The sequence below is a fragment of the Methylomonas sp. LWB genome, from assembly GCF_001856095.1.
Taxonomy (GTDB): Bacteria; Pseudomonadota; Gammaproteobacteria; order Methylococcales; family Methylomonadaceae; genus Methylomonas; species Methylomonas koyamae_A.
This window is the reverse complement of the sequence record NZ_MKMC01000017.1, coordinates 13,659-35,443: the sequence shown is the minus strand read 5'-3', so window position 1 is coordinate 35,443 and position 21,785 is coordinate 13,659. Positions and strand designations below refer to the sequence as shown.

The 21,785-nt window shown below is 59.3% G+C and carries 14 protein-coding genes; 7 read left to right on the top strand and 7 right to left on the bottom strand.

Translation table 11 applies throughout. The features are described 5' to 3' along the window. Positions 1–47 precede the first annotated feature (47 nt). From BJL95_RS09570 to BJL95_RS09540, 7 genes are all read left to right on the top strand, one after another. Positions 48–938: a transporter substrate-binding domain-containing protein gene (locus BJL95_RS09570; protein ID WP_175463683.1), complete on the top strand. Its 891-nt coding sequence runs from the start codon at positions 48–50 to the stop codon at positions 936–938. Continuing rightward, a complete protein-coding gene (locus BJL95_RS09565) occupies positions 935–2,929 on the top strand; it encodes a PAS domain S-box protein (RefSeq protein WP_071157465.1) in 1,995 nt (664 codons plus the stop codon). The genes BJL95_RS09570 and BJL95_RS09565 overlap by 4 nt, the downstream gene beginning before the upstream one ends. Next, positions 2,929–7,188, top strand: coding sequence for a PAS domain S-box protein (locus BJL95_RS09560; protein ID WP_071157463.1), 4,260 nt, complete (start codon positions 2,929–2,931; stop codon positions 7,186–7,188). Before BJL95_RS09565 ends, BJL95_RS09560 begins: the two co-directional genes overlap by 1 nt. A gap of 121 nt (positions 7,189–7,309) precedes the next feature. Beyond that, on the top strand, positions 7,310–8,830 hold the full coding sequence (locus BJL95_RS09555) for an NAD(P)/FAD-dependent oxidoreductase (protein WP_071157461.1): 1,521 nt from the start codon (positions 7,310–7,312) through the stop codon (positions 8,828–8,830). A gap of 98 nt (positions 8,831–8,928) precedes the next feature. Next, on the top strand, positions 8,929–10,530 hold the full coding sequence (locus BJL95_RS09550; RefSeq protein ID WP_071157459.1) for an aldehyde dehydrogenase family protein: 1,602 nt from the start codon (positions 8,929–8,931) through the stop codon (positions 10,528–10,530). 2 nt (positions 10,531–10,532) lie between these two features. Next, positions 10,533–12,032, top strand: coding sequence for an NAD(P)/FAD-dependent oxidoreductase (locus BJL95_RS09545; protein WP_071157457.1), 1,500 nt, complete (start codon positions 10,533–10,535; stop codon positions 12,030–12,032). 11 nt (positions 12,033–12,043) lie between these two features. Next, the gene (locus BJL95_RS09540) at positions 12,044–12,844 is read left to right on the top strand and encodes a hypothetical protein (RefSeq protein ID WP_071157455.1); all 801 of its coding nucleotides are present in this window, start codon (positions 12,044–12,046) and stop codon (positions 12,842–12,844) included. Positions 12,845–13,044: 200 nt separating this feature from the next. On the opposite strand, the gene BJL95_RS09535 is transcribed toward BJL95_RS09540, so the two are convergent. The 7 genes from BJL95_RS09535 to BJL95_RS09500 all read right to left on the bottom strand — a co-directional run bounded on the left by BJL95_RS09535 (position 13,045) and on the right by BJL95_RS09500 (position 21,776). Continuing rightward, entirely contained in the window at positions 13,045–13,821 is a 777-nt protein-coding gene (locus BJL95_RS09535; protein ID WP_071157453.1) for a bifunctional 2-polyprenyl-6-hydroxyphenol methylase/3-demethylubiquinol 3-O-methyltransferase UbiG, read from the bottom strand. Positions 13,822–14,825: 1,004 nt separating this feature from the next. After that, positions 14,826–15,842 carry a hypothetical protein gene (locus tag BJL95_RS09530; protein ID WP_071157451.1) on the bottom strand — a complete coding sequence of 339 codons (1,017 nt, stop codon included), beginning with the start codon at positions 15,840–15,842 and terminating at the stop codon, positions 14,826–14,828. 336 nt (positions 15,843–16,178) lie between these two features. Continuing rightward, the gene (locus tag BJL95_RS09525) at positions 16,179–17,303 is read right to left on the bottom strand and encodes a fatty acid desaturase (RefSeq protein ID WP_071157496.1); all 1,125 of its coding nucleotides are present in this window, start codon (positions 17,301–17,303) and stop codon (positions 16,179–16,181) included. Between the two features lie 391 nt (positions 17,304–17,694). Then, complete coding sequence (locus BJL95_RS09520) at positions 17,695–18,243, bottom strand: response regulator transcription factor (RefSeq protein ID WP_064027753.1); 549 nt, start codon at positions 18,241–18,243, stop codon at positions 17,695–17,697. Continuing rightward, the gene (locus BJL95_RS09515; RefSeq protein WP_064027755.1) at positions 18,224–19,594 is read right to left on the bottom strand and encodes an ATP-binding protein; all 1,371 of its coding nucleotides are present in this window, start codon (positions 19,592–19,594) and stop codon (positions 18,224–18,226) included. Before BJL95_RS09515 ends, BJL95_RS09520 begins: the two co-directional genes overlap by 20 nt. A gap of 177 nt (positions 19,595–19,771) precedes the next feature. Further along, positions 19,772–20,044, bottom strand: coding sequence for a hypothetical protein (locus tag BJL95_RS09510; RefSeq protein ID WP_071157449.1), 273 nt, complete (start codon positions 20,042–20,044; stop codon positions 19,772–19,774). A gap of 733 nt (positions 20,045–20,777) precedes the next feature. Beyond that, positions 20,778–21,776, bottom strand: coding sequence for a hypothetical protein (locus BJL95_RS09500; RefSeq protein ID WP_175463682.1), 999 nt, complete (start codon positions 21,774–21,776; stop codon positions 20,778–20,780). Positions 21,777–21,785 lie beyond the last annotated feature (9 nt).

Sequence of the window (21,785 nt, the reverse complement as noted above, 5' to 3'; positions counted from 1 at the left end):
TCCGCCGCCGCGCTTCTCGCTTGGCGGCATCAATCCGGGAGCCCGGCGTGCATAAGCCCCACGCCATCCGATTGATAGCGCTGTTAGTGCTGATCCCGGCACTCGTGGCGCCTTGGTGGCTCGCCTCAACCGCCAACTCCGACGACACCAGCTGGGCGCGCATCAGCCGCGACGTCACGCTGCGGGTCGGTACGGCCTTGGAGGCACCCTACGTCTATCTCGACGACGCCGGCCGTCTGACCGGCCTGGAAGTGGAAACCGTCGAACACATCGCTGCGGAACTAGGCATTACCCGAATCGACTGGCAACAAACCGCCTTCGATTCGCTAATCCCCGATCTGCTGGCCGGCCGCTTCGACATGATCGCCGCGGGCTTGTTCGTGACGCCCCAACGGGCCGCGCTATTGGCATTTTCCGAACCCACTTTCCACGTCGGTCCAACCTTACTGGTTGGCATCGGCAATCCTCATCGTTTGAACAGCTATGCCGACCTCGCCGCTCAAGCCGAGCTGAAGGTCGCGGTCCTGCACGGTGCCGTCGAAGCAGAACTGCTGCGTGCCTGCGGCGTCGCAGACCGGCAAATCATCGTGGTCCCGGACGCGTTGACCGGCCGAGTCGCGGTCGAAACCGGTCTGACCGCCGCGCTGGCCTTGTCGCAACCCAGTGTCAACCGGATGGTCGCCGATCAACGTCTGGGCAAATTGGAAATTGCCGCGCCGTTTCAAGCGCCGCGCCACAACGGCCTGGGTTACATCGGTTTTGGCGCCATGGCATTTCGGCCGGGCGACCGCGAACTGCTGGCGCGTTGGAATCGGCAACTAGCCGGCTTCGTCGGCGGCGCGACCCACCGCGAACTGCTGATAGCATTCGGTTTCGGCGCCGACGCCCTACCCGGTTCGACCACCACCGCCGAAATACTTGGCCGGATGGCGCGATGAAACCGACCGAGATCCAGCGCGACTGGCCGGCCCTCGCGGACCGGCGCGCCGACCGGTTGGCCTGGCCCGGTCCGGTGCTGTTCGCGTTGGCCTTGTTCTCGATGGCCTTCGGCTGGATACAGACCGAACAACAAACCCTGCTGGATCGTGTAGGCAGTCAGCAAGCCTGGCTACGCAATGCCAGAGTCGACTTGGCCAAGGGCTATCTACATGTGTTTTTGTCGGCGACGCCGGAATCGCCGTTCGACCGCCGCGAAGGTTTGGCGCTATTGGACCAAGCCAGTCGGGCGCTGGCCGCCGCGTTGGCGGAAGCGCCGGCATCGCCGGCCGGCAAGCCCGCCGAGGCCGATCCGGCCGCCCAAAAGTTGACTGCCTACACCGAAACCATGCGCCAATTTCGAGAGACGCTGGCCGGTGTCGGCGACGGTATCGCCGGCAATCCCCGCTTGCAAACCGAGTTACGCATCCGTTTTTTCGAGCTGGAGCGTCAAGCCCAAGCGCTGGACAATCTGATCGCCGCCAACCTCGGTGAGAGGATGCGGACATTCGGCCGTTACTACGGTTGGCTATTGGGCACGATGGCTTGCGCCCTGCTCGGCATCGGCTGGGTCGCCTATCGCGCCAAACGCGGCCGGGACCGCGTCGAAGCCGGTCTGCGCCTGTGGGCGCGTGCCTTCGACCAAGCCGATTTCGGGCTGGCGATCGCCGATGCCACCGACGATAGCTTCCTGGCCGTCAACCCGAAATTCGCGGCCGAACGCGGTTACGCACCGGAGGATTTGATCGGCCAGCCCATCGCCAAGGTCTATTCGCCCGAAGTCTGGCCGCAAATCCAGCGTTTGCTTCCGCAACTGGATCGCAACGGTCACGGCATGTTCGAGACCGAGCACATCGACCGAGACGGCCGGCGTTTCCCGGTCATGATCGACATCACCGTCACCAAGGACGCCGACGGCAAACCGCTCCGGCGCGTGACTTACGCGCTGAACATCAGCGAGCGCAAGGCGGCGGAGCGCGCCTTGCGGCTTAGCGAAGCGCGCTTTCAAGACATTGCCAAGGCTTCCGCCGACTGGATCTGGGAAGTGGACGCGGACTGGCGTTTCCGCTACGTGTCCGACAGTATCCAAGACCAGCTGGACTATCGCGCCGACGAGATGCTGGGCGCCAGTTTCTTCGATCTGTTGGCCGGCGACGCCGCCGGCCCGCGCGAAACGCTCGCCGAAATCGCCGAACACGGTCTGCCGTTTCGAGACCTGGAATACACCATCCGCAACCGCCAAGACCAACACCGGCAAGTCCTGGCCAATGGCGTTCCGATTCGCGGGGACGACGGCTCTGTACTGGGTTATCGCGGCCTGACCCGCGACATTACCGAAAAAAGGCAGGCCGAGCGGCATTTACTGGTCAACCAGGAACGCTTGCAATTGGCTCTGTTGGCCAGCGAAGACGGGCTTTGGGACTGGGACATCGTCGAAGGCGGCGCCTACGTGACCCATCGCTATCGAGAAATGACCGGTTACCGGTCCGATTCGACAATGCCCTATTTCGATTTTTTCCTGCAAGGCGTGTTGGCCGAAGATCGGGAACGAGTTCAAGCCGCGTTCAACGCCCACTTCGCCGGCGAAACTCAGGATGTGGATATCGACTATCGCTTGGCGAACTCGGCCGGCCCGACGCAATGGCTGCGAGTCAAGGGCCGAGTCGTCGAACGTACGATCGACGGCAAGCCCCTGCGGATGGTGGGCGTCATGTCCGACGTCAGTACCCAAAAGGATGCCGAAGCACTGCTGCTCCGCCAAACCGGCGAATTGGCGCGACGCAACGCCGAACTGGAACGCTTTAATCGGGCCATGGTCGGCCGGGAACTGGAAATGATCCGACTGAAGCAAGAAGTCAACGAGTTAAGCGCGCGACTGGGCGAAGCGCCGCCCTACCGCACCGACTTTATCCACCGCGGCGGTGCGGTTGGCGGCGCGAGCGGAGACGCTTAATGCCCGAGAATCGCTACCGCCGTTTACGCGCCTACGGGATTGCGGCATGGCTGACCGGTTTGGCGATCGCGGTGCGTTTATCGCTGGCCGCGGAGTTCGGCGACGCTCCGACCTTGATTCTATTCATGCTGCCGATCGCGCTCAGCGCCTTGCTCGGCGGTTTCGGCCCCGGCGTGCTGGCCACTGCTTCGGCCGGCCTGTTCACTGCGTATTACCTGATACCGCCGCTCGGCACCTTTGCATTCGGCACCCCTCACCAAGCCATGCAATGGACCTTGTTGATCGTCAACGGCGTTCTGGTCAGCGGCCTGAGCGAAAAACTGCAGCGCTCCCGCGCCGGAGAAACCGAACGCGCCCGTCAATTGAACGCCGCCGAGTCGCACTGGCACCTGGTGTTGGAACACGCCGCCTCGGGCATGGCCCTGGTCGCGCCGAACGGCCAATGGTTGTACGTGAATCGCCGCTTGTGCGAAATCGTCGGCTATTCGGCGGACGAACTGACGCGCATGTCGTTTCAAGACATCACCCACCCCGACGATTTACGCGACGACATGGCGCAAATCGAACGCATGCTGGCCGGCGACATCGAGCGCTACAATCTGGAAAAACGCTATTTGCGCAAGGACGGCACCCCGGTCTGGGTCAACCTGACGGTCGGCTCGATCGCCGCCGCCGAACATCGCGCGGGCTGTTTCGTGAGCGTCGTGGAAGACATCACGGAACGCAAACGCATCGAGGCTGCGTTAAGGGACAGCGAAACCTCGTTGCAAGAAGCCCAACACCTGGCGAAAGTCGGCAGCTGGCAATGGGACCCGCATACCGACCAAGCGGTCTGGTCGGCCGAAATGTATCGCATCTTCGGCCACCCGCCAGACCTAGCGCCGCTGAAATTCGCCGAAATCGCCGGCCGCTTCGAACCCGCCAGTTGGCGCCGGCTGGAAGCGGCGATCGCGCAAGCGTTGGCCTCGCATCAACCTTACCAATGCGAAGCCGAAATCGTCCGTCCCGACGGCGAACGCCGCTGGATCGTCTCCAGAGGCGTGCCGAAGTTGGACGCCGACGGCGGCTTGCTGGGCTTGAGCGGCAGCGTCGAGGACATTAGCGAACACAAACTCGCCCAGGCGGCGGTCAGCACCAGCGAACAACGTTTCCGCAGCCTGTTCCGCAATGCGCCGCTACCGCTGTGTCTGGTCGGCGGCGACGGCACGCTGTTAGACGCCAATCTCCGCTTCGAAACCACGTTCGGCTATGCCCGCGCCGACATCCTTCACATCGATCTGTGGTGGATGCTGGCCTTTCCCGACCCACACTACCGCACCTGGGCCATGAACACTTGGAGCGACGCCGTGTTGGGAGCCACCGTCGGCGGCGGCGACATCGAAGCGTTGGAATACCGCATCGGCTGCAAGGATGGCAGTCAACGCATCGCGGTGGTATCCGGCATTGTGATGGGCGGCGACTTATTGATGGCGTTTTTCGACGTCACCGAAAGAAAACAGGCGGAAGCGCGCCTGTTGGAAAACCAAGAGCAAGCATTACTCGAGCAGCAACAAGCCCGTCAGGCCGCGCTGAATCTGATGGAGGACGCGCTGGCCGCCCAACAGCGCGCCGAGGCCGCGGCGGCGGCCTTGCTGGCCAGCGAACAGCGTCTGCTGATGGCCCAGGAAGGCGCTCACGTCGGTATCTGGGAATTGGACATTACCAGCGGTCGCTGCTACTGGTCTCCGGAATGCGCCCGGCTTTACGGGATGCCGGGCCGAACCGAAGTCAGCTACCGGGAATGGCGCAATCTGATTCATCCGAACGATTTGGCGGAAATCGACCGGCAATGGGAGTCCCGAGTTTTAATCGGAGAACCGTTCGATGTCGAATTCCGCCTAAGGCTCGATAACGGCGAAATCCGCTGGCTGGCGAGCAAGGGCCAGGCCCGATTGGACGCCGCCGGCCAGCCGGCCCGCTTGGCCGGCATCAATCTGGACATTACCGAACGCAAACGCGCCGACGAACAACTGCACAAACTGGCGCAAACCGTCGAACAAAGCCCCGACGCGATTTTGATCACGGACCTTGACCGCAACATCGAATACGTCAATCAAGCCTTCGTCGAACGTAGCGGTTACGGCCGGAACGAGGTCATTGGCCGTACGCCCGGACTGCTAAAATCCGGCAAAACTCCGGCGACCACCTACCAAGCGCTTAACGCGGCCTTGGCGCGCGGCGAAACCTGGAAGGGCGAATTCGTCAATCGGCGCAAGGACGGCGGCGAATACGTCGAGTTCGCCATCGTGATTCCGGTGCGCGGTAGCGACGGCGGCGTCAGCCACTACGTATCGGTCCAGGAGGACATCACCGAGAAAAAACGCATCGGCGCCGAACTGGACCGCTATCGCCACCACCTCGAGGAACTGGTGGCCAGTCGCACCGCCGAATTGGCTGCGGCGCGCGCGCAAGCCGACGCCGCCAACCAGGCCAAAAGCGCTTTTCTGGCCAATATGAGCCACGAGATCCGCACGCCGATGAACGCCATCATCGGCCTGACCTATATCTTGCGGCAAAGTCTGCCCACGCCGGAACAACGCGAAAGGCTGGACAAGATCGACGCCGCCGCCCAACACTTGCTGGCCATCATTAACGATATTCTGGACCTGTCCAAAATCGAAGCCGGCCGGCTGGAACTGGAACAAACCGATTTCGCGCTGGAAGCGGTTCTGGACCACATTCGCTCGCTCACCGCCGACCAAGCCAAGCATAAAGGCTTGCGGGTGGAGGTCGAAAACGCCGGCGTACCGACCTGGTTGCGCGGCGACCCCACCCGCCTGCGCCAAGCCATGCTCAACTACACCGGTAACGCCATCAAATTTACCGAAACCGGCACGGTGCGACTGGTGGCGCGTTTATTGGAAGACCGACACGACGGATTGCTGGTCCGCTTCGAGGTCAGCGACACCGGCATCGGCATCGCCGCCGAGCAATTGCCGACCTTGTTCGAATACTTTGCCCAGGCCGATGCCTCCACCACCCGTAAATACGGCGGCACCGGTCTGGGCTTGGCCATCACCAAAAAGCTGGCGCAAATGATGGGCGGCGATGCCGGCGTCGAAAGCCGACTCGGCGCCGGCAGCCGGTTCTGGTTTACCGCCCGCTTGCAACGCGGTCACGGCGTGGCGGCGGGTCCGTTACCGCCGCCGACGACCGACCACGAAAATCGGCTACGCCGCAACCATGCCGGTGCCCGATTGCTGCTGGCCGAGGATAACCCGATCAATCGCGAAGTCGCGTTGGAACTGTTGCACGGTGTCGGCCTGATCGTCGATACCGCCGAAAACGGCAAGCTGGCAGTCGAGAAAATTCTGAGCCGTCATTACGATTTGGTCCTGATGGACATGCAGATGCCGGAAATGGACGGCCTGGAAGCCGTTCGAGCGATTCGGGAACTGCCGGAGTTCGCGGCGTTGCCTATCCTGGCGATGACCGCCAACGCCTTCGACGAAGACCGCGCCGCCTGCCTGCAAGCCGGCATGAACGACTTTGTCGCCAAACCGGTCAACCCGACGGCACTGTATGCGACATTGCTGCACTGGTTGACACCGACGCCGGAACCGGCATCGCCGCAGCCGATTGCCGAGTCCGCCGGTGCTGGCGACGACACGAGTCAGCTCCTGGAGCGCCTACGCGGAATTCGCGGCCTCGACGCGGAGCGGGGCTTGGCGATGCTGCGCGGCGATCCGGTCAAATATCTGCAGCTGCTGCGCCAATTCGCCGAGCATAACCGCGACGATCCGACCGACATTGCCCAACTGCTGACGCGCGGCGACTACAAATCGGCCAGGGCGCTGAGCCATACCCTGAAAGGCGTCGCGGCAACCTTGGGCGCGGTCGCGCTGGCCGAGCGGATAGCCCCGCTGGATCGCGCGCTTCGAGACCGGCTGAGCGCCGACCTCTGCCTGCCGCTGATCGAGGCCTGCGCGGCCGAATTGCAACCCTTGTTGCAAGACATCGGCGACATGCCGTTCGTCGCTTCGGTCGCCGCCGCCATCGACCCAACCGAAGCGCGGCGGCGCCTGAGCGAATTGGCGGATTTGCTCGCCGAAAACAACGCCTTGGCCAATCGCTCGGCGCGCGAGCTGGACGCGGCTTTACAAGCCGCGCTCGGCGAATCGCACGCCGATTTTCAACGAGCGGTAGCCGGTTACGATTACGACGCAGCCCTAGCCTTACTGAGCCGAATCGGCATCGAACCCGCCTCCGGCGGCGCCTAGCGGACCAGCCGGCGCATCGCCGGCCGAACAGCGGCGGCGGCGGCCGACATCATCGCTTGGGTCAAAGCCGAAAAATACTGTTACATTACCGGCTTTTTTCAACGCTCCCCCTCAGTCACTCATGCCCAAACACATCATCATCGTCGGCGCCGGCCCGGGCGGCCTGTGCGCCGGCATGCTGCTCGGCCAGCGCGGTTTCAAGGTTACGATATTCGACAAACACCCGGAAGTCGGGGGCCGCAACCGGGCGATTCGGATGAACGGCTTTACCTTCGACACCGGACCGACGTTTTTGCTGATGAAGGGCGTGTTGGACGAAATGTTCGAATTGTGCGGCCGGAAAAGCGCGGACTACCTGGAATTCCTGCCGCTGGCGCCGATGTACCGGCTGCAATACGCCGACTGCGACATTTCGGTGTATTCCGACCGCGAGAACATGCGGGCCGAACTGAACCGGGTGTTCGACGAAGGCACCGCCGGCTACGACGACTTCATCGTCAACGAACGCAAACGCTTTAAAGCCCTATATCCCTGCATCACCCGCGACTATTCCGACCTGGCCTCGTTCTTGTCCTGGGATTTGATCAAGGCCCTGCCCTGGCTAGCCTATCCGAAAAGCGTATTCGCCAATCTCGGCCGCTACTTCAATCAGGAAAAAATGCGGTTGGCGTTTTGCTTTCAATCCAAATATCTGGGCATGTCGCCGTGGGAATGTCCGGCCTTGTTCACGATGCTGCCCTATCTGGAACACGAATACGGCATCTACCACGTCAAGGGCGGTTTGAATCAAATCGCCGAGGCGATGGCTAAGGTCGTCGGCGAATGCGGCGGCGAGATTCGCCTGAATAGCGGGGTTGCATCGCTCATCGTCGAAAACGGCGCGGTCAACGGCGTCAAGCTGGACAACGGCGAGGAAGTGCGCGGCGACGAAGTGATCGTCAACGCCGATTTCGCCCACGCGATGAGCCATTTGCTGCAACCCGGCCAACTGAAAAAGTACGCGCCGGAAAAACTGAAAAAACTCGATTACTCGTGCTCGACCTACATGCTGTATCTGGGTTTGGACAAGGTCTACGACCTGCCCCACCACACCATCGCCTTTGCCAAGGACTATCGCACCAACATCCGCAATATCTTCGCCGACAAAACCCTGAGCCGGGATTTTTCGTTCTACGTGCAAAACGCGTCCGCCAGCGACGCCACGCTGGCGCCGGCCGGCAAATCGGCGCTGTACGTGCTGGTGCCGATGCCGAACAACGACAGCGGCGTGGATTGGCAGGCACATTGCCAAACCGTGCGCGAGCAAGTCTTGGATACCTTGGCCGAACGCATGGGCTTGACCGATCTGCGCGAGCATATCGAATGCGAAAAAATCATCACGCCGGGCAGTTGGGAAAGCGACGAATACGTCTACAAGGGCGCGACCTTCAGCCTGGCCCACCACTTCGGCCAGATGCTGTACTGGCGGCCGCACAACCGCTTCGAGGAGCTGGACAACTGCTATCTGGTCGGCGGCGGCACCCATCCCGGCAGCGGCCTGCCGACGATTTACGAATCGGCGCGGATTTCGGCGCGGCTGATTTCGCGAAAACACGGCGTGGCGTTTCGGGACATCGATCAAAGCCGCTGGTTAAAAAACTAGCCCGAACCGGTGACAGCCAAGGCCACTTGCCGCGCCAGCGCGGTTTCGGCCGACAGCCTTCGCCCTAACTGCTTGCCGACCCTGAGTCCAGCCAACCCATGTCTATAGAACCCTCGCCGATTCGCGCCGTTTCACCGCTGGACGGCCGCCTGTTGGGCGAATACCGGCCCACGACCGCCGCCGCGCTGGCCGAACAAATGGCCGCCGCCCGCACCGCCGGCGCGGCCTGGGCCAGCCTGTCCGTCGAACAACGGCTGGCGAAACTGGCGCCGCTGACCGAACGGCTGCTGGCGGACAGCGACGCCATCGTCGATTGCCTGCGCCTGACCACCGGCAAGGTGCGCACCGAAGCCCTGCTCGGCGAAATCTATCCGTTGTTGGATTTGCTGGGCTATTACCGCAAACACGCCGCCGGGATTCTGGCCGGCCGCGGGGTGCCGACCTCGCCGTTCGCGTTTCCGGGCGCCACCGCCCAAATCCAACGCCGCCCTTACGGCGTCGCCGCGATTATTTCGCCGTGGAATTATCCGCTGCAACTGACCGTGGCACCGCTACTGACCGCTTTGATCGCCGGTAATGCCGCGATCATCAAGCCGTCCGAGTTGAGTCTGCCGGTCGGCCAACTGATCATCGAACTATTCGCCGGCTTGGATTTGCCGGAAGGCCTGCTGCAATGGGCGATCGGCGGCGGCGCGGTCGGCGAAGCCTTGATCGACGCCGGCCCCGACCTGCTGTTCTTCACCGGCGGCTTGCAGTCCGGCCGCGCCGCGATGCGCCGCGCCGCCCAACATCCGATCCCGGTGCTGCTGGAACTGGGCGGCAAGGACGCGATGATCGTGTTCGCCGATGCCGATTTGCCGCGCGCCGCCAACGCCGCGTTGTACGGCGCGTTCAGCAACAGCGGCCAGGTGTGCGTGTCGATCGAACGCTTATACGTGCAACGCGAGTGCCACGACCGATTCCTGGCCTTGTTGCTGGACGGCGTCGCCAAGCTGGGAGTCGGCACCGGCGCGGACGCCGATTTGGGGGCCATGACCTCGGACCGGCAAATCGACATCGTCCAAGCCCATTACGACGACGCGTTGGCCCAAGGCGCCCAAGCCTCGGGCGCGTTGCAACGCGACGGCCGCTTCCTGTCGCCGGCGCTGTTGTGGAACGTCACACCCGATATGCGGGTGATGCGCGAGGAAACCTTCGGCCCGTTATTGCCTATCCAGGCTTTCGACGGCGAAACCGACGCGGTCGCGGCGGCCAACGCCGGCGAATTCGGCTTGAACGCGAGTATCTGGAGTAGCGACATCGCCAAGGCAGAACAGGTGGCCGGGCAATTGCAGGTCGGCAACTGGGCGGTCAACGACGTCATCAAAAACATCGGCCATCCCGGCCTGCCGTTCGGCGGCGTCAAGCGCAGCGGCTTCGGCCGCTATCACGGCGCCGAGGGCTTGCTGAGCTTTAGCTATCCGGTAGCCGGACTGACCAGCCGCAGCCGCTTGCCCAAGGAACCGAACTGGTTTCCCTATTCCGAACAGCACTATCAAAACTTAAAAGGTTATATCGACTTCGTGCACGGCGCCGGCACGCTGAAACAACGCATCCAACGCAACTGGCCGGCTTTGCAGGCGTTTCGGGAGTATTCGGCTTTCGACCTGACCCAGCGCTGGCACAATCTTAAATTACTGTTGACAGGCAAACGAGGCTAACCATGCAGCAATACACTAAGCACCGCAATGTCGTCGTGATCGGCGCCGGCTTGGGCGGCCTATCGGCGGCGATTTCGCTGGCCTCCGAAGGCTTCCAAGTCGAATTGGTCGAAAAAAACGACAAGGTCGGCGGCAAGCTGAACATTCTGGAAAAAGACGGTTTCACCTTCGATCTGGGCCCCTCCATCCTGACCATGCCGCACATCTTCGAAGCCTTGTTTACCAGGGTCGGCAAACGCATGGCCGATTACGTGGCGATCGAGGCGGTCGAAACCCATTGGCGGAATTTTTTCGAGGACGGCACCGTCGTCGATTTATGCGCCGACCCGGAAAACCAGCGTCGCGAGTTGGAAAAGCTCGGTCCCCAGGTGTACGACGAATTCCAACGCTTCAAGGCCTATGCCGGCGAATTGGGCCGGGAAACCGAAACCGGTTACTTTGCCAAGGGCCTGGACGGCTTTTGGGATTTGTTGAAATTCTACGGTCCGCTGCGCAGTTTGAAATTCGACGTATTTCGCACGATGGATCAAGGCGTGCGCCGCTTCGTCTCCGATCCGAAACTGGTGGACATTCTGAATTACTTCATCAAATACGTCGGTTCCTCGCCCTATGACGCACCGGCCTTGATGAATCTGCTGCCCTACATCCAATACCAATACGGTCTGTGGTACGTCAAGGGCGGCATGTACGGAATGGCTCAGGCCCTGGAAAAACTGGCGCTGGAATTGGGCGTGACGATTCGGCTGAATGCCGAAGTCGCCGCCATCGAGCACCAAGCCGGCCGCGCCACCGGCATCCGCCTGCAAAGCGGCGAACGGCTGGCCGCCGATCTGGTGGTATCCAACATGGAAGTGATTCCGTGCCTGGAAAAACTGCTGAACAGCCCGGCCCCGGCGCTGAAAAAAGTCCAGCGCTTCCAACCGAGTTGCTCCGGCCTGGTGCTGCACCTGGGCGTGGACCGGCTTTATCCGCAACTGGCGCATCACAACTTTTTTTATTCCGATCACCCGCGCGAGCATTTCGATGCGGTGTTTAAAAGTCACCGCTTGTCCGAAGACCCGACCATTTATCTGGTGGCGCCGTGCAAGACCGATCCGGCCCAGGCACCGGCCGACTGCGAAATCATCAAGATTCTGCCGCATATCCCGCACATCGATCCGGAAAAACCGCTGAGCGCCGACGATTATTGGGCCTTGCGCGAGCGGGTGTTGAGCAAATTGGAACGGATGGGTTTGACCGATCTGCGCCGCCACATCGTCTGCGAGGAATACTGGACGCCGCCCGACATCGAAGCCCGCTACTATTCCAACCGGGGTTCCATCTACGGCGTGGTGGCCGACCGCAATCTGAACCTGGGCTTCAAGGCCCCGCAACGTAGCGGCGAATTGCGTAATCTGTATTTCGTCGGCGGCAGCGTCAATCCCGGCGGCGGCATGCCGATGGTGACGTTGTCGGGGCAATTGGTCAGAGACAAGATACTTGCCGACCTGTCCGGCCAGTAAACCCGCCGGCCATGCTGGAGGAAGCCTGGCACTATCTGGGAACGCGCGCCGCCAGTCCGGCCGCCCGTCGCCTGGGATACGTCCGCGAAGCCGCCGCGCTGGAAACCCGGCATCGGCGCTGCCGTGACGCCTGGCAGCCGCATATTCAGGCCACCCGCGCCGCGTTGCTGACCTCCGCTGGTCGCCTGGAAACGGCGGGCGGAACCGCGTTGATCGTCGGCGGCGGCATCGCCCGCGACTTGCCGCTGGCGGATTTGCTGACCCGGTTTCAACAGGTGGTGTTGCTAGACATTGTGTTCAGCCGAGCCACTCGCCGTTTGGCTCGGCGCTGGCCGGGTCGCGTCGGTTGTTGCTATTGGGATGTGACCGGCACGGTGGAATGGTTGGCCGAACGGCGCCGTATTCCGCCCGACGTGCTGGTTTCCCGTCCCTCCCACCCCGAGCTATCCGCCAAACCGGCGTGGGTAGCTTCGGTCAATTGCCTGATGCAATTGCCGCTGATGCCGATCGCCTGGCTGGCCGCTAGCGGCGCTGCGGAACAGCACCTGGAAGCCTTCGGCCAGCGCTTGGTCGAAGCGCATTTGGACTGGCTGACTGCCTGGCAAGTACCGTGTTGTCTGATCACCGAAGTCTGCGACACGACCTACGACGCCGCCGGCCAACGCCTATCCGGCAACGACTACCGGCCCTTGCTGGCTCGGTTACCGGCCACGGCAAGCTTGGCGGCCCAGTGGGAATGGTTCATCTCCCCGCCCGGCGAACCGGCCGGCGGCGGCTCGGATAGTCTGAACGTCGAGGTTTGGGAGTTTTAGCCGGAAGATTAGCCGCAGCTTGAGTTCAATGAGGCGGTGAAACCTGGATGAGGCAGAGCGAAATGCGGTTTTTTCGGCCTCATCCCGGATTCCATTTCTGTGGGTTTAGGCCGGACGCCGGCTAACAAATCAGCTAATCCGGCTACGGCATCGTCATTCGCGAATTTAACCGTTTTGGAATGTGGCGAATTCATCCGGCATTATTTGTGGGCTAATAATAAGGTCCGTTGTTTGGTCGAATAAAAATTGATGTTCGCGTCTTCGGGAACAATATCTTCAAGCCGTTTGAAACCGGCATTATATAAGGTATAGTCCAGCGCCGATTGAGTAGGCCATAACTCAATATCGGACAAACCGGCCGTCGGACCGTCTTTATTTTCTATCCGTATATAATAGGCAGCGGATTTCGGGCGATAATCCGAGTTATTTGAAAAAACAACCTCGGACGGACAAGCCAAGACGGTCTCTATAACGCTAATTTCCTTGGTCTTTTCGGCTATTTTCTTCGTCACGTTAAAAGGATCTTGCAGGTGATATAACAAGCCCATGAACAGCACGAGATCGTAAGTACGCTCGTCATTTTCCAAGAACTTATTGACATCTTCCTTGACTATCTTAAATTCGCAGCCTAATACATTTTGCACGAATAAAGCCTTTTCGATATTAATATCGCGTGCTTCGACGCAGGTAATATCGCGTACGCCTTTCTCCCAGAGCCCGGCGGCAAACGCACACTCCCCGGCGCCAAGATCGAGAACCGAAATTCGATCGTAGCGGCCTTCGAAATATCGATCCAATGCCGAAAGCGTAACCGCCCGGCGCCAAGGATGAAGTTCGCGCTGGGTTGGCGTGTACGTTGGCGCTTCGATGCCAAAGCCGAAATCAAAGGGATATTGCCATCCTCCGTTCGGGCAATCCGGCCAACTTGCGTCGCGGGCTAAGCGGTCAACATGTTCTTTGATTTCGCGCGGTGTCATAAGTAGATATTCTTACTTTTGAGGTTAATATTTTTCAATGCCGATGCAGCCGGGACTCTTTAGAGTCTCGTGCCTTTATTGATGGGTATATAGTATTGCCAAAAAGAGGCTTACTGTCTTTACCTAACGCCAACCAATTCCACGGCATATTGATCCATGCGGAGGTTTTCCACTCTAAGGCACATAACCATAACGCCAACCGGTAGTATCTATTTTTAGATAAACACTAGCACCCGCTCCAACCACCGTACTAGAGTTCTGAAAATTCAAATAAGCATGATTTAATGAAGGCACTACCGTTCCATCTTCTTGATATACCATTATCTCAACCTTAAGATTATGTATTGTACTATTCGAACGGAAAACATCAGTTCTTTGCCAGTTCCGCCGGGTGTTATCTGAACCAAGCTTCGGCACAGTTGTTCTTCGATTTACCGCTATCGCATCGACACAAAACGAGCATGGCGCAATGTTGAAACAATATTGCAGCGAGAGTTAATCATTGAAGAGTTATTCACGATTTAAAGCAATTTATTCGTATTTTGCAGCAGATGCACCCAAACCGGGCTGAAGACTATCATAGATACTAGGGTTGTCAAGCTTGATCCCGGAAATTCCGCCCTATAGCTGACTGTCGAACACACCTAAGTTGTTGGGATCTTGGCACATTGGAGGACTTGAGACCGAATAGCGCAAACGCTATAGAGCTAACGACTAGCGGAATTCCCTACCCAGAGTTTAGTTTCGATGAGGCGCTATGTAGCCCACGGAATTTAGCGACCGCCCCAGGGTTTCGCTCCGCGCAAATCAGGCTAATCGGGAAACCTGTGAAAAAAATGCCCGGCGTCTCCCCAATATGCCGACAAAGCCATAGGTTGATGAGGCACGAAGCCGAACAAGACCAGCGTTCAGACACCAACCCAGCGGAACAACGGGACCACAAAACAGTTATTCATAGGCAACGGTCAAACCGGTAAACGTTGAGGTTCGTGCCTCGCTCCAAGCTACAGCCGCGCGAGCCTATCGCGCCGGATCAGGGCTAAAAGCCCTGCTAGGCCGCTCGGGAACAGAAACACCGAAGCCGGCACCGGGACGCTGACCAGCGGGAAGTAATTTTGTGAAAGATCGAAACCGCTAGTCGACAATATTTGCACCGGATTTCCCACTGCGTCGCTGGCTTCCAAGCCGGCCCAATACAGCGAGTGACCGGCATCCAGCGAAATCCATGCAATATTGTCGTCGAGCGTCGAATCCACGACGCAGCCGCCGTCGGGATTGAACATCACGCAACCCGGATTGGTGCTGGCGTCGGCCTTGACGCTGACCTCCAAATTCAAGCGCACCCGAAACTCGTCCGCGTAGCCCATCTGGAAGGCAAAACTGATCGGATCGCCGTTTAAATACGCACTCTCGGCGAGCGGGCTGAGCACGCCGCTCCCGTTTTCCAGTATTGCAATCGATTGAGTATTGGAAAACGGCCGGTCGATCGGCGGCGCCACCGACTCGAATTGATCGGTAATGTCGAATTCGAAATCGGACTCGCCGACGTAACCATGCACGGGGTCCTTGCGCTCGACCGTGACATTCAGCGCCAAGATCGAACTGATCGAACAACAGCTGCCGCCGGTGCCGGCGATACCGGAAAGTCCGTAGTCCAAATCCGACTCGATAACCAAGCGGCCGCGTAGCGTCACGACGTCGCCGATGCCGCCTCCGCCCCTGACCAAGACGGCGCCGCCGTCGACGACGGTATTGGCCGATGCTGTCGCGGTCTGCATGCCCAAATTGATCGAAGTCGCGGTCGCGACCGCTCTCGCGCTGCCGGGCCCGGACCACGCCAACGCATCGGCCGAGGCATACGGCCCGCCCACCGCGTGCGCCTCGCTGCATTCCTCGCCCAAGCTGCAGGCTTGGTTGCCGGACGAACTGGCGCCGGCGGTCGCCGTCGCGAACGTCGAGGCATCGACGGAATCGAGCGTGAACAACAGGCCCAGCAAGACCATGATTTTTGAGTGATGCACGGACGATCTCCTTTTAGTGAATTGCAAACGGCTCATTCTACGTTGTCAGATTTAAGCGACGCCATCATGCCCGCCGGGATGCGGGCATCCAGTGCCATGGATGGCAAGCTTCGATCCGTCCGTGAAGTCTGGATTTCGGCAATCCCCGCCGAAATGACGAGCGCTACCGGAAATCTGACAAGGGCGTGATTGTCGGCGGAATCCTAACCATCCGCTGAAACCCTAACGAACGGTCGGGGTTCAACCTTCTATCCCAAGAATACCCGAAAACGCCTTCGGGTAGGATTACAGCACGGCTTCGTGTCAAGCGCATGACTCAGGACCGACCGGTCGGTCTCACGCCGCCGCCGGTTTCAGCATCGAGGTTTTACCGACCATGATGTCCACCGCCTTCAACAAGCGCTTGAACACCGAGTCCTGACAATACGGAATGCCGTGCTTGTCGCAAACCGCCTTGACCTTGGGCTGGAGTTTTTGGTACTGACTGAGCGGCAGGTCCGGCCATAGATGATGCTCGATCTGGTAATTCAACCAACCGTAGAAAAAGTCGTTGAAGTTGGAGCCGGTCGGATAATTGACCGAGCCCAGAATCTGCCGCAAATAAAATTCGCCCTTGCCCTTGGCCTTATCGTCGAAGCCCATCACGTCGTCGCCGGCGTGGTTGGGGATCATCACCAGAAAGGTGTGCATATTGGTGAAGATTTCGGCCAGCAAGGAATTCAACAACACGCTGGTCGCGGCAAAACCGCCCAGCGGCAGGAACAAGGCCGGCAACAGCACGAAACGGTAAGCGACGTAGGGCAGAATGCTTTCCGACCACAGCGCCCGGCCTTGCGGCGTAAACCAGCTCCAGGCGCCGAGGCGGGTCATCGGCGGGGCCGGCCGATCTTGCTGGCGGGCGGCCAGCAAGCGCAATTCCTTATGGGTACGCGGCGTGTAATAACTCAGCTTCCAGATGCCGGAAAATACCGCGACGATCGCGTATCGCAGCCACATCGGCAGCTTGGACTGCCTGAGCCATTGCATATTGTGCTCGGCGTTGTTGGGATCGGCGGTTTCGCCCAGCCGATAGTGGTGCAACACGTCGTGTTCGTGGTGCCAGCCCGCCGGCGTCATCCAATCCGGCCAATCCACAAACCGCCGCCAGCCCTGGGCGAAATGCCGGCTCTTATAGTGCTTGGGGGCGGCATCCACTTTATCGTAGCCGCGATGCTGAATCGGATGAGCCACTTGGGTCCAACGCGTGAAACTGCCCTGGCTGATCAACAAGGCCGATACCGGATTCGGCGCCAGCCAGGCCGTGGCGTAACCGGCCAACGAACTCAGTTGGCCCCAGCGCTCCATGCGCTTCATATGCCGGTAATCTTCCGGGCCGATGTCGGCCAGGGCTTGTCGATGGAGCTCGGATATATCTTTCGCTAACTGCTCGCGATCGACGGACTGGTAACTGGATAAACTCAAAACACAACCTCTTGAAAATGCAATGGTAAGCGACGAACCTAGCGCTCCTGATTCGTTGGTTACCATCCCATGGCCGGCGGACCGGCCGAACGCGGCGGCGGCGTCTTTCAGAGTCGGGTAAAACACTAAAGCAGAAAAACCGGCGGAACTGCAATGATGTCCGATCGCGTGCCGACCGAACACCAGCCAAAAAAAAGGCTTTGCATCGCTGCAAAGCCCTGATTCATTGTTTCCCTGGACGGGCTCGAACCGCCGACCAAGCGACCGTCACTTTCGGAGCGCCGCCGTCGCGGCACCCGTTTGACCGTCACTTTAGACGTTTCACCGTTCAAGGACTCTGACTAGTCTACAGTCTTCGCCGCCAAAAGCCAAGAAACCCCGGCGTTTCCGGCTACTCCTTGACCGGCTTTTTCTCCAGCTTGCGTTGCAAGGTACGGCGGTGCATGTTCAAGGCTCTGGCGGCGGCGGAAATATTGCCGTCGTGCTGCATCAACACCTTTTGCAAGTGCTCCCATTCCAGACGCTTGATCGACAGCGGATTGTCGCTGATCGCCACCGAGGCGTCGCCTTTGTCCTTGTACAGGGCATTGACGATCTCGTCGGCATTGGCCGGCTTGGTCAAGTAATGAATGGCGCCAAGCTTGATGGCCTCGACGGCGGTAGCAATACTGGCAAAACCGGTCAACATGACGATCTGGGTATTGTCGTCCAGCGAAATCAGCTTCTTGACCATTTCCAAGCCGGAGTCGTGGCCGATCCGCAAATCGATGACGGCGTATTCCGGTTCGGTTTGTTCGGCCAGCGTCATCGCGGTCTGGACGTCGTTGGCCACCGTCACCTGAAAATTGCGTTTTTCCAGTGCCGGCTTGAGCACCGAACAAAAAGTGACGTCATCGTCCACCAGTAGCAAATTGGGTATGTCAGCCGTAAGATCTGTCATCCGTACTCTCCTTAGTTAGTAATGGCAAGCTGATTTCGACGCAGGCGCCGCCGGCTTCCGGATTGTCGAACACGATGGTGCCGCCCAGGCGCTTGATCGTCGTGTAGGTTAAAAACAAGCCGACGCCCATGCCCTGCTTGTTGCTTTTTACCGGTTTCCGGCCGGCGAATTGCAATAACTCGCGCGGTAATCCTGGTCCAAAGTCGCGAATTTTCAAGCTCAGCGACCGATCGTCCCATTCTACGTGAAATTCGATGCCGGCGTCGGCCGGAGAGGCCTCGGCGGCGTTGTTCAGAATATTGATGACCGAATGCGTCACCGTGCGTTCGGCGATGATCCGGGCGTCCATATCGACGGTAGTCGATACGAACAATTTCAGTTTGGTGGCCGGCTTGTGGGCGCGCCATTGGTTAAGCACTTCGTCGATGTACTCGCTGACCAGCATGACCTTGCCGGACTCGGCGCGCATCTCGCCGGCGGACGCCGACATCACCGACAAGGCTTGCTTGCAGCGGTCGATCTGCTGCTGGACGATCATCAGTTTTTGGTACAGATCCGGGTTTCGATGCTCCGGGGTTTCCTCCAGCATCTCGTGCGTCAAGATCGCGATGGTACCCAGCGGCGTGCCCATGTCGTGCGCGGCGCTGGCCGCCAGCGTGCCCAGTGACACCACTCGCTCGTCGCGTAGCGCACTCTCGCGCGCGTCGGCCAGATTGCGTTCGCGTTCCTTCAGGGTTTTCGACAGTTCGACGACGAAAAACGCCACCAATCCGGCGCTGAACACGAAACCGAACCACATCCCGAACACGTGCAGGTTGAAATAGCGGCGGTCGTTCATCAAATGCATCTGCAAGCTCATTTCCGGCGTCATTTCCTGCATCGCTTGGTGATTGAGATGCGGCTCTATCGCCGGCAAAGGCACGTTATAGGCGATCAACACCGTATATACGCAGGAGGTGATGATGACCATGTTCCAGGCATAGGCCTGCGGCAGCATGATCGCGGTGATGATCAGCGGCAACAAAAACACCCAGATGATCGGATTGGACGCGCCGCCGGTCAGATACAACAAATAGGCCAGCGCCAGCACGTCCATGCAGATTTGCGAAAAAATCTCGTACTCGGTGACTTCCTCGGCGGTCCGCAAGCGCAGCCAGGTATAGAGATTCAGGATGGAAATCGCGAAAATTGCCAGCCACAGCTGGTTTTGCGGCAAACTGATGCCCAAGCCGTTCACGGCGATAAACACCGCCACGGTCACCGCGAACAGCATCAAATTTCTGAGTATGTAAAGCCAGCGGAGATTCTCGCGTATCGAAATCTCGGCTTTCGGGAGTATATGTGACAGCATGGTGAACGTTGGACTGAGACGATCGGGCGGGCCGCTAACCGCCTCCGGCTCATCTAACGAACCAACGGCGCGGATAACGGGGATGGAATGGAGCGAAGCTTGGGCCGGCGAGCCGGCTGCCGAAAACGGTAGCGCCGCTGTCGGAGGCGGCCGCTCGCCCCCTATACCGGTATCACATCAGGCATTTTCAAATCGCCAACCGCCGTTGCTGTCCATCCATTTCATGCTCAGCCAATACCAAGCGGTCATCGGCAACATCATCGCAAACCAGCTCCAGTCGTCGATCAAAAACACGCTGGCGATCCAGGCATCGGCGAAATAATTCACCCAGGGGATGCAGTAAAGACTGAACAGCAGACTGCTCCAGATTAAAATCAGCGCGCCCTTGCGGGTTTGGATGCTGGACAGGGCCAAAAAGACCCAAATCGGGGTTTTTCGCGGTTGTTGCATGGCTTTTCCTTGAATTATTCTATGAGTTGCTGGTATGGCGGCGCAACAAACTACCAGTAAATCGACCGAAAGAAAAGCTTTTCCTGTCCTCGATCCGCCGCCGTTTTTGCGGACCGCGGCCGAAGCGATTCGAAGCGATTTCGCCGCGGCAAATCCGGGCAGCCAAGCACTAGCCAAGCCCTCGTTCCGGCATTGGTTCGCAACGCCGATCGCGATTCACCCAGCCGCTCCACCCAAGTTTCCCTCGTCCGAAGCGAACAGCCTAAGCCGCAAGGCTTTTAGCATTACGTGCAACTCTCGGAGCCTTGCGACTATTGCTTTTTGCCTAGCCCGCAAGGCTTTTAGCATCACACGCAACTCTCGAAGCCTTGCGAGTATCGCTTTTTGCATTGCGCGCAAGGCTTTTAGTATTACGCGCAACCCTCGGAGCCTTGCGAGTATCGCTTTTTGCGTTGCGCGCAAGGCTTTTAGCATCACGCGCAAGGCTATTAGCATCACGCGCGACTCTCGGAGCCTTGCGAGTATCGCTTTTTGCGTTGCGTTCAATAGAGAAAGACCTTCGAGCCCTACCCATCACCTGAAGCGCGACATTTTAACGGGAGACCGGGGTGGGTTCCGGGCTTCGCCATGCGGCGGAATGCACGCAATATCGGCGAGACGTGCTCCCAAACCCGCCTGACGCCGACGATTACCGGCACCGGTCCGCCAAACCCATCCGACCGTTTCGGGCCGACTAATCCCGCCCGGCAACACCGGCGCCGGCTCGTTCGCGCAAAGCCTCGTAAAGCTGAGCCGGCCCCAGCAGAATCTCGCGTAAACCGCCGCGCACCCGCGCCGAATCCAAGGCCTGCTTGCTCATGGTATTGTGCGCCGCGAAGGCATCGATAATGGGGTTCAGCAACTCGCTGGAGAAATCCGGCGAATTGGCAAACTGCTCCTTGGTGTTGTTGGCCGCTTGCGTCACCAGAATGGTCGATTCCAGCAATTTGCCCTTAATGACGCTATTGACGTAAACCAGCCGGTCTTCGTCGGTCAAATCGCCTTCGAACAATTCGTTGACCTTGGCGATAATCTCGACCAGATAGGCTTTTTCCTTTTCCTGAATCGATCCGCCGCCACTGCCGCTGATCGGAACCAACTTCGGATAGGCGCCGCCGGCCAGCGCCAAATCGCGCCGGCCGGCGCGCTTTAGATGGTGATGCGTCAACACAAGTTTGGATAAATCGATCCCTTCGCGCTCCCGACCAAACGCCAGCAGCGGCAGTAAGCGCCGGTAGAAGATAAAGCGCTTTTCGATGGCGGTATTGCCGTAATCGAAGATTTGCGACAGGAAAGCATACATCCGCTGGAAGGCGGTCATGTCATGCTTGAACAGTATCAGCGCGTCCAGTTCGTTTTGCGCGTCCGCCGCCGCTTTGCCGTCTTCGTTGGCCTTGGCACTCTTCAGCTTGTCCTGTGCCGCTTTGTAACGCAGCAACAGCCGCGACACGACCGGCTCCAGTGCGCCGGCCAATTCGCTTTGTTTAGCATGGAGATTAAACTCGACCTCCACCACCCTGTTAACTTCAAACTCGTCATAAAAACCGGCCGCATCCAGTTTCGTGCGTAAATCGAACACCCGATGCGGGTCGGTGACGTTCGAGAGTTCTGCGGTTTCATAATAAGTTTCCTGATTAGCAAGCTCCTTCAGCCACCCAGCGTAATCCAGGTTATTCCCAATTAGAAAGCGCATACTGGTTTC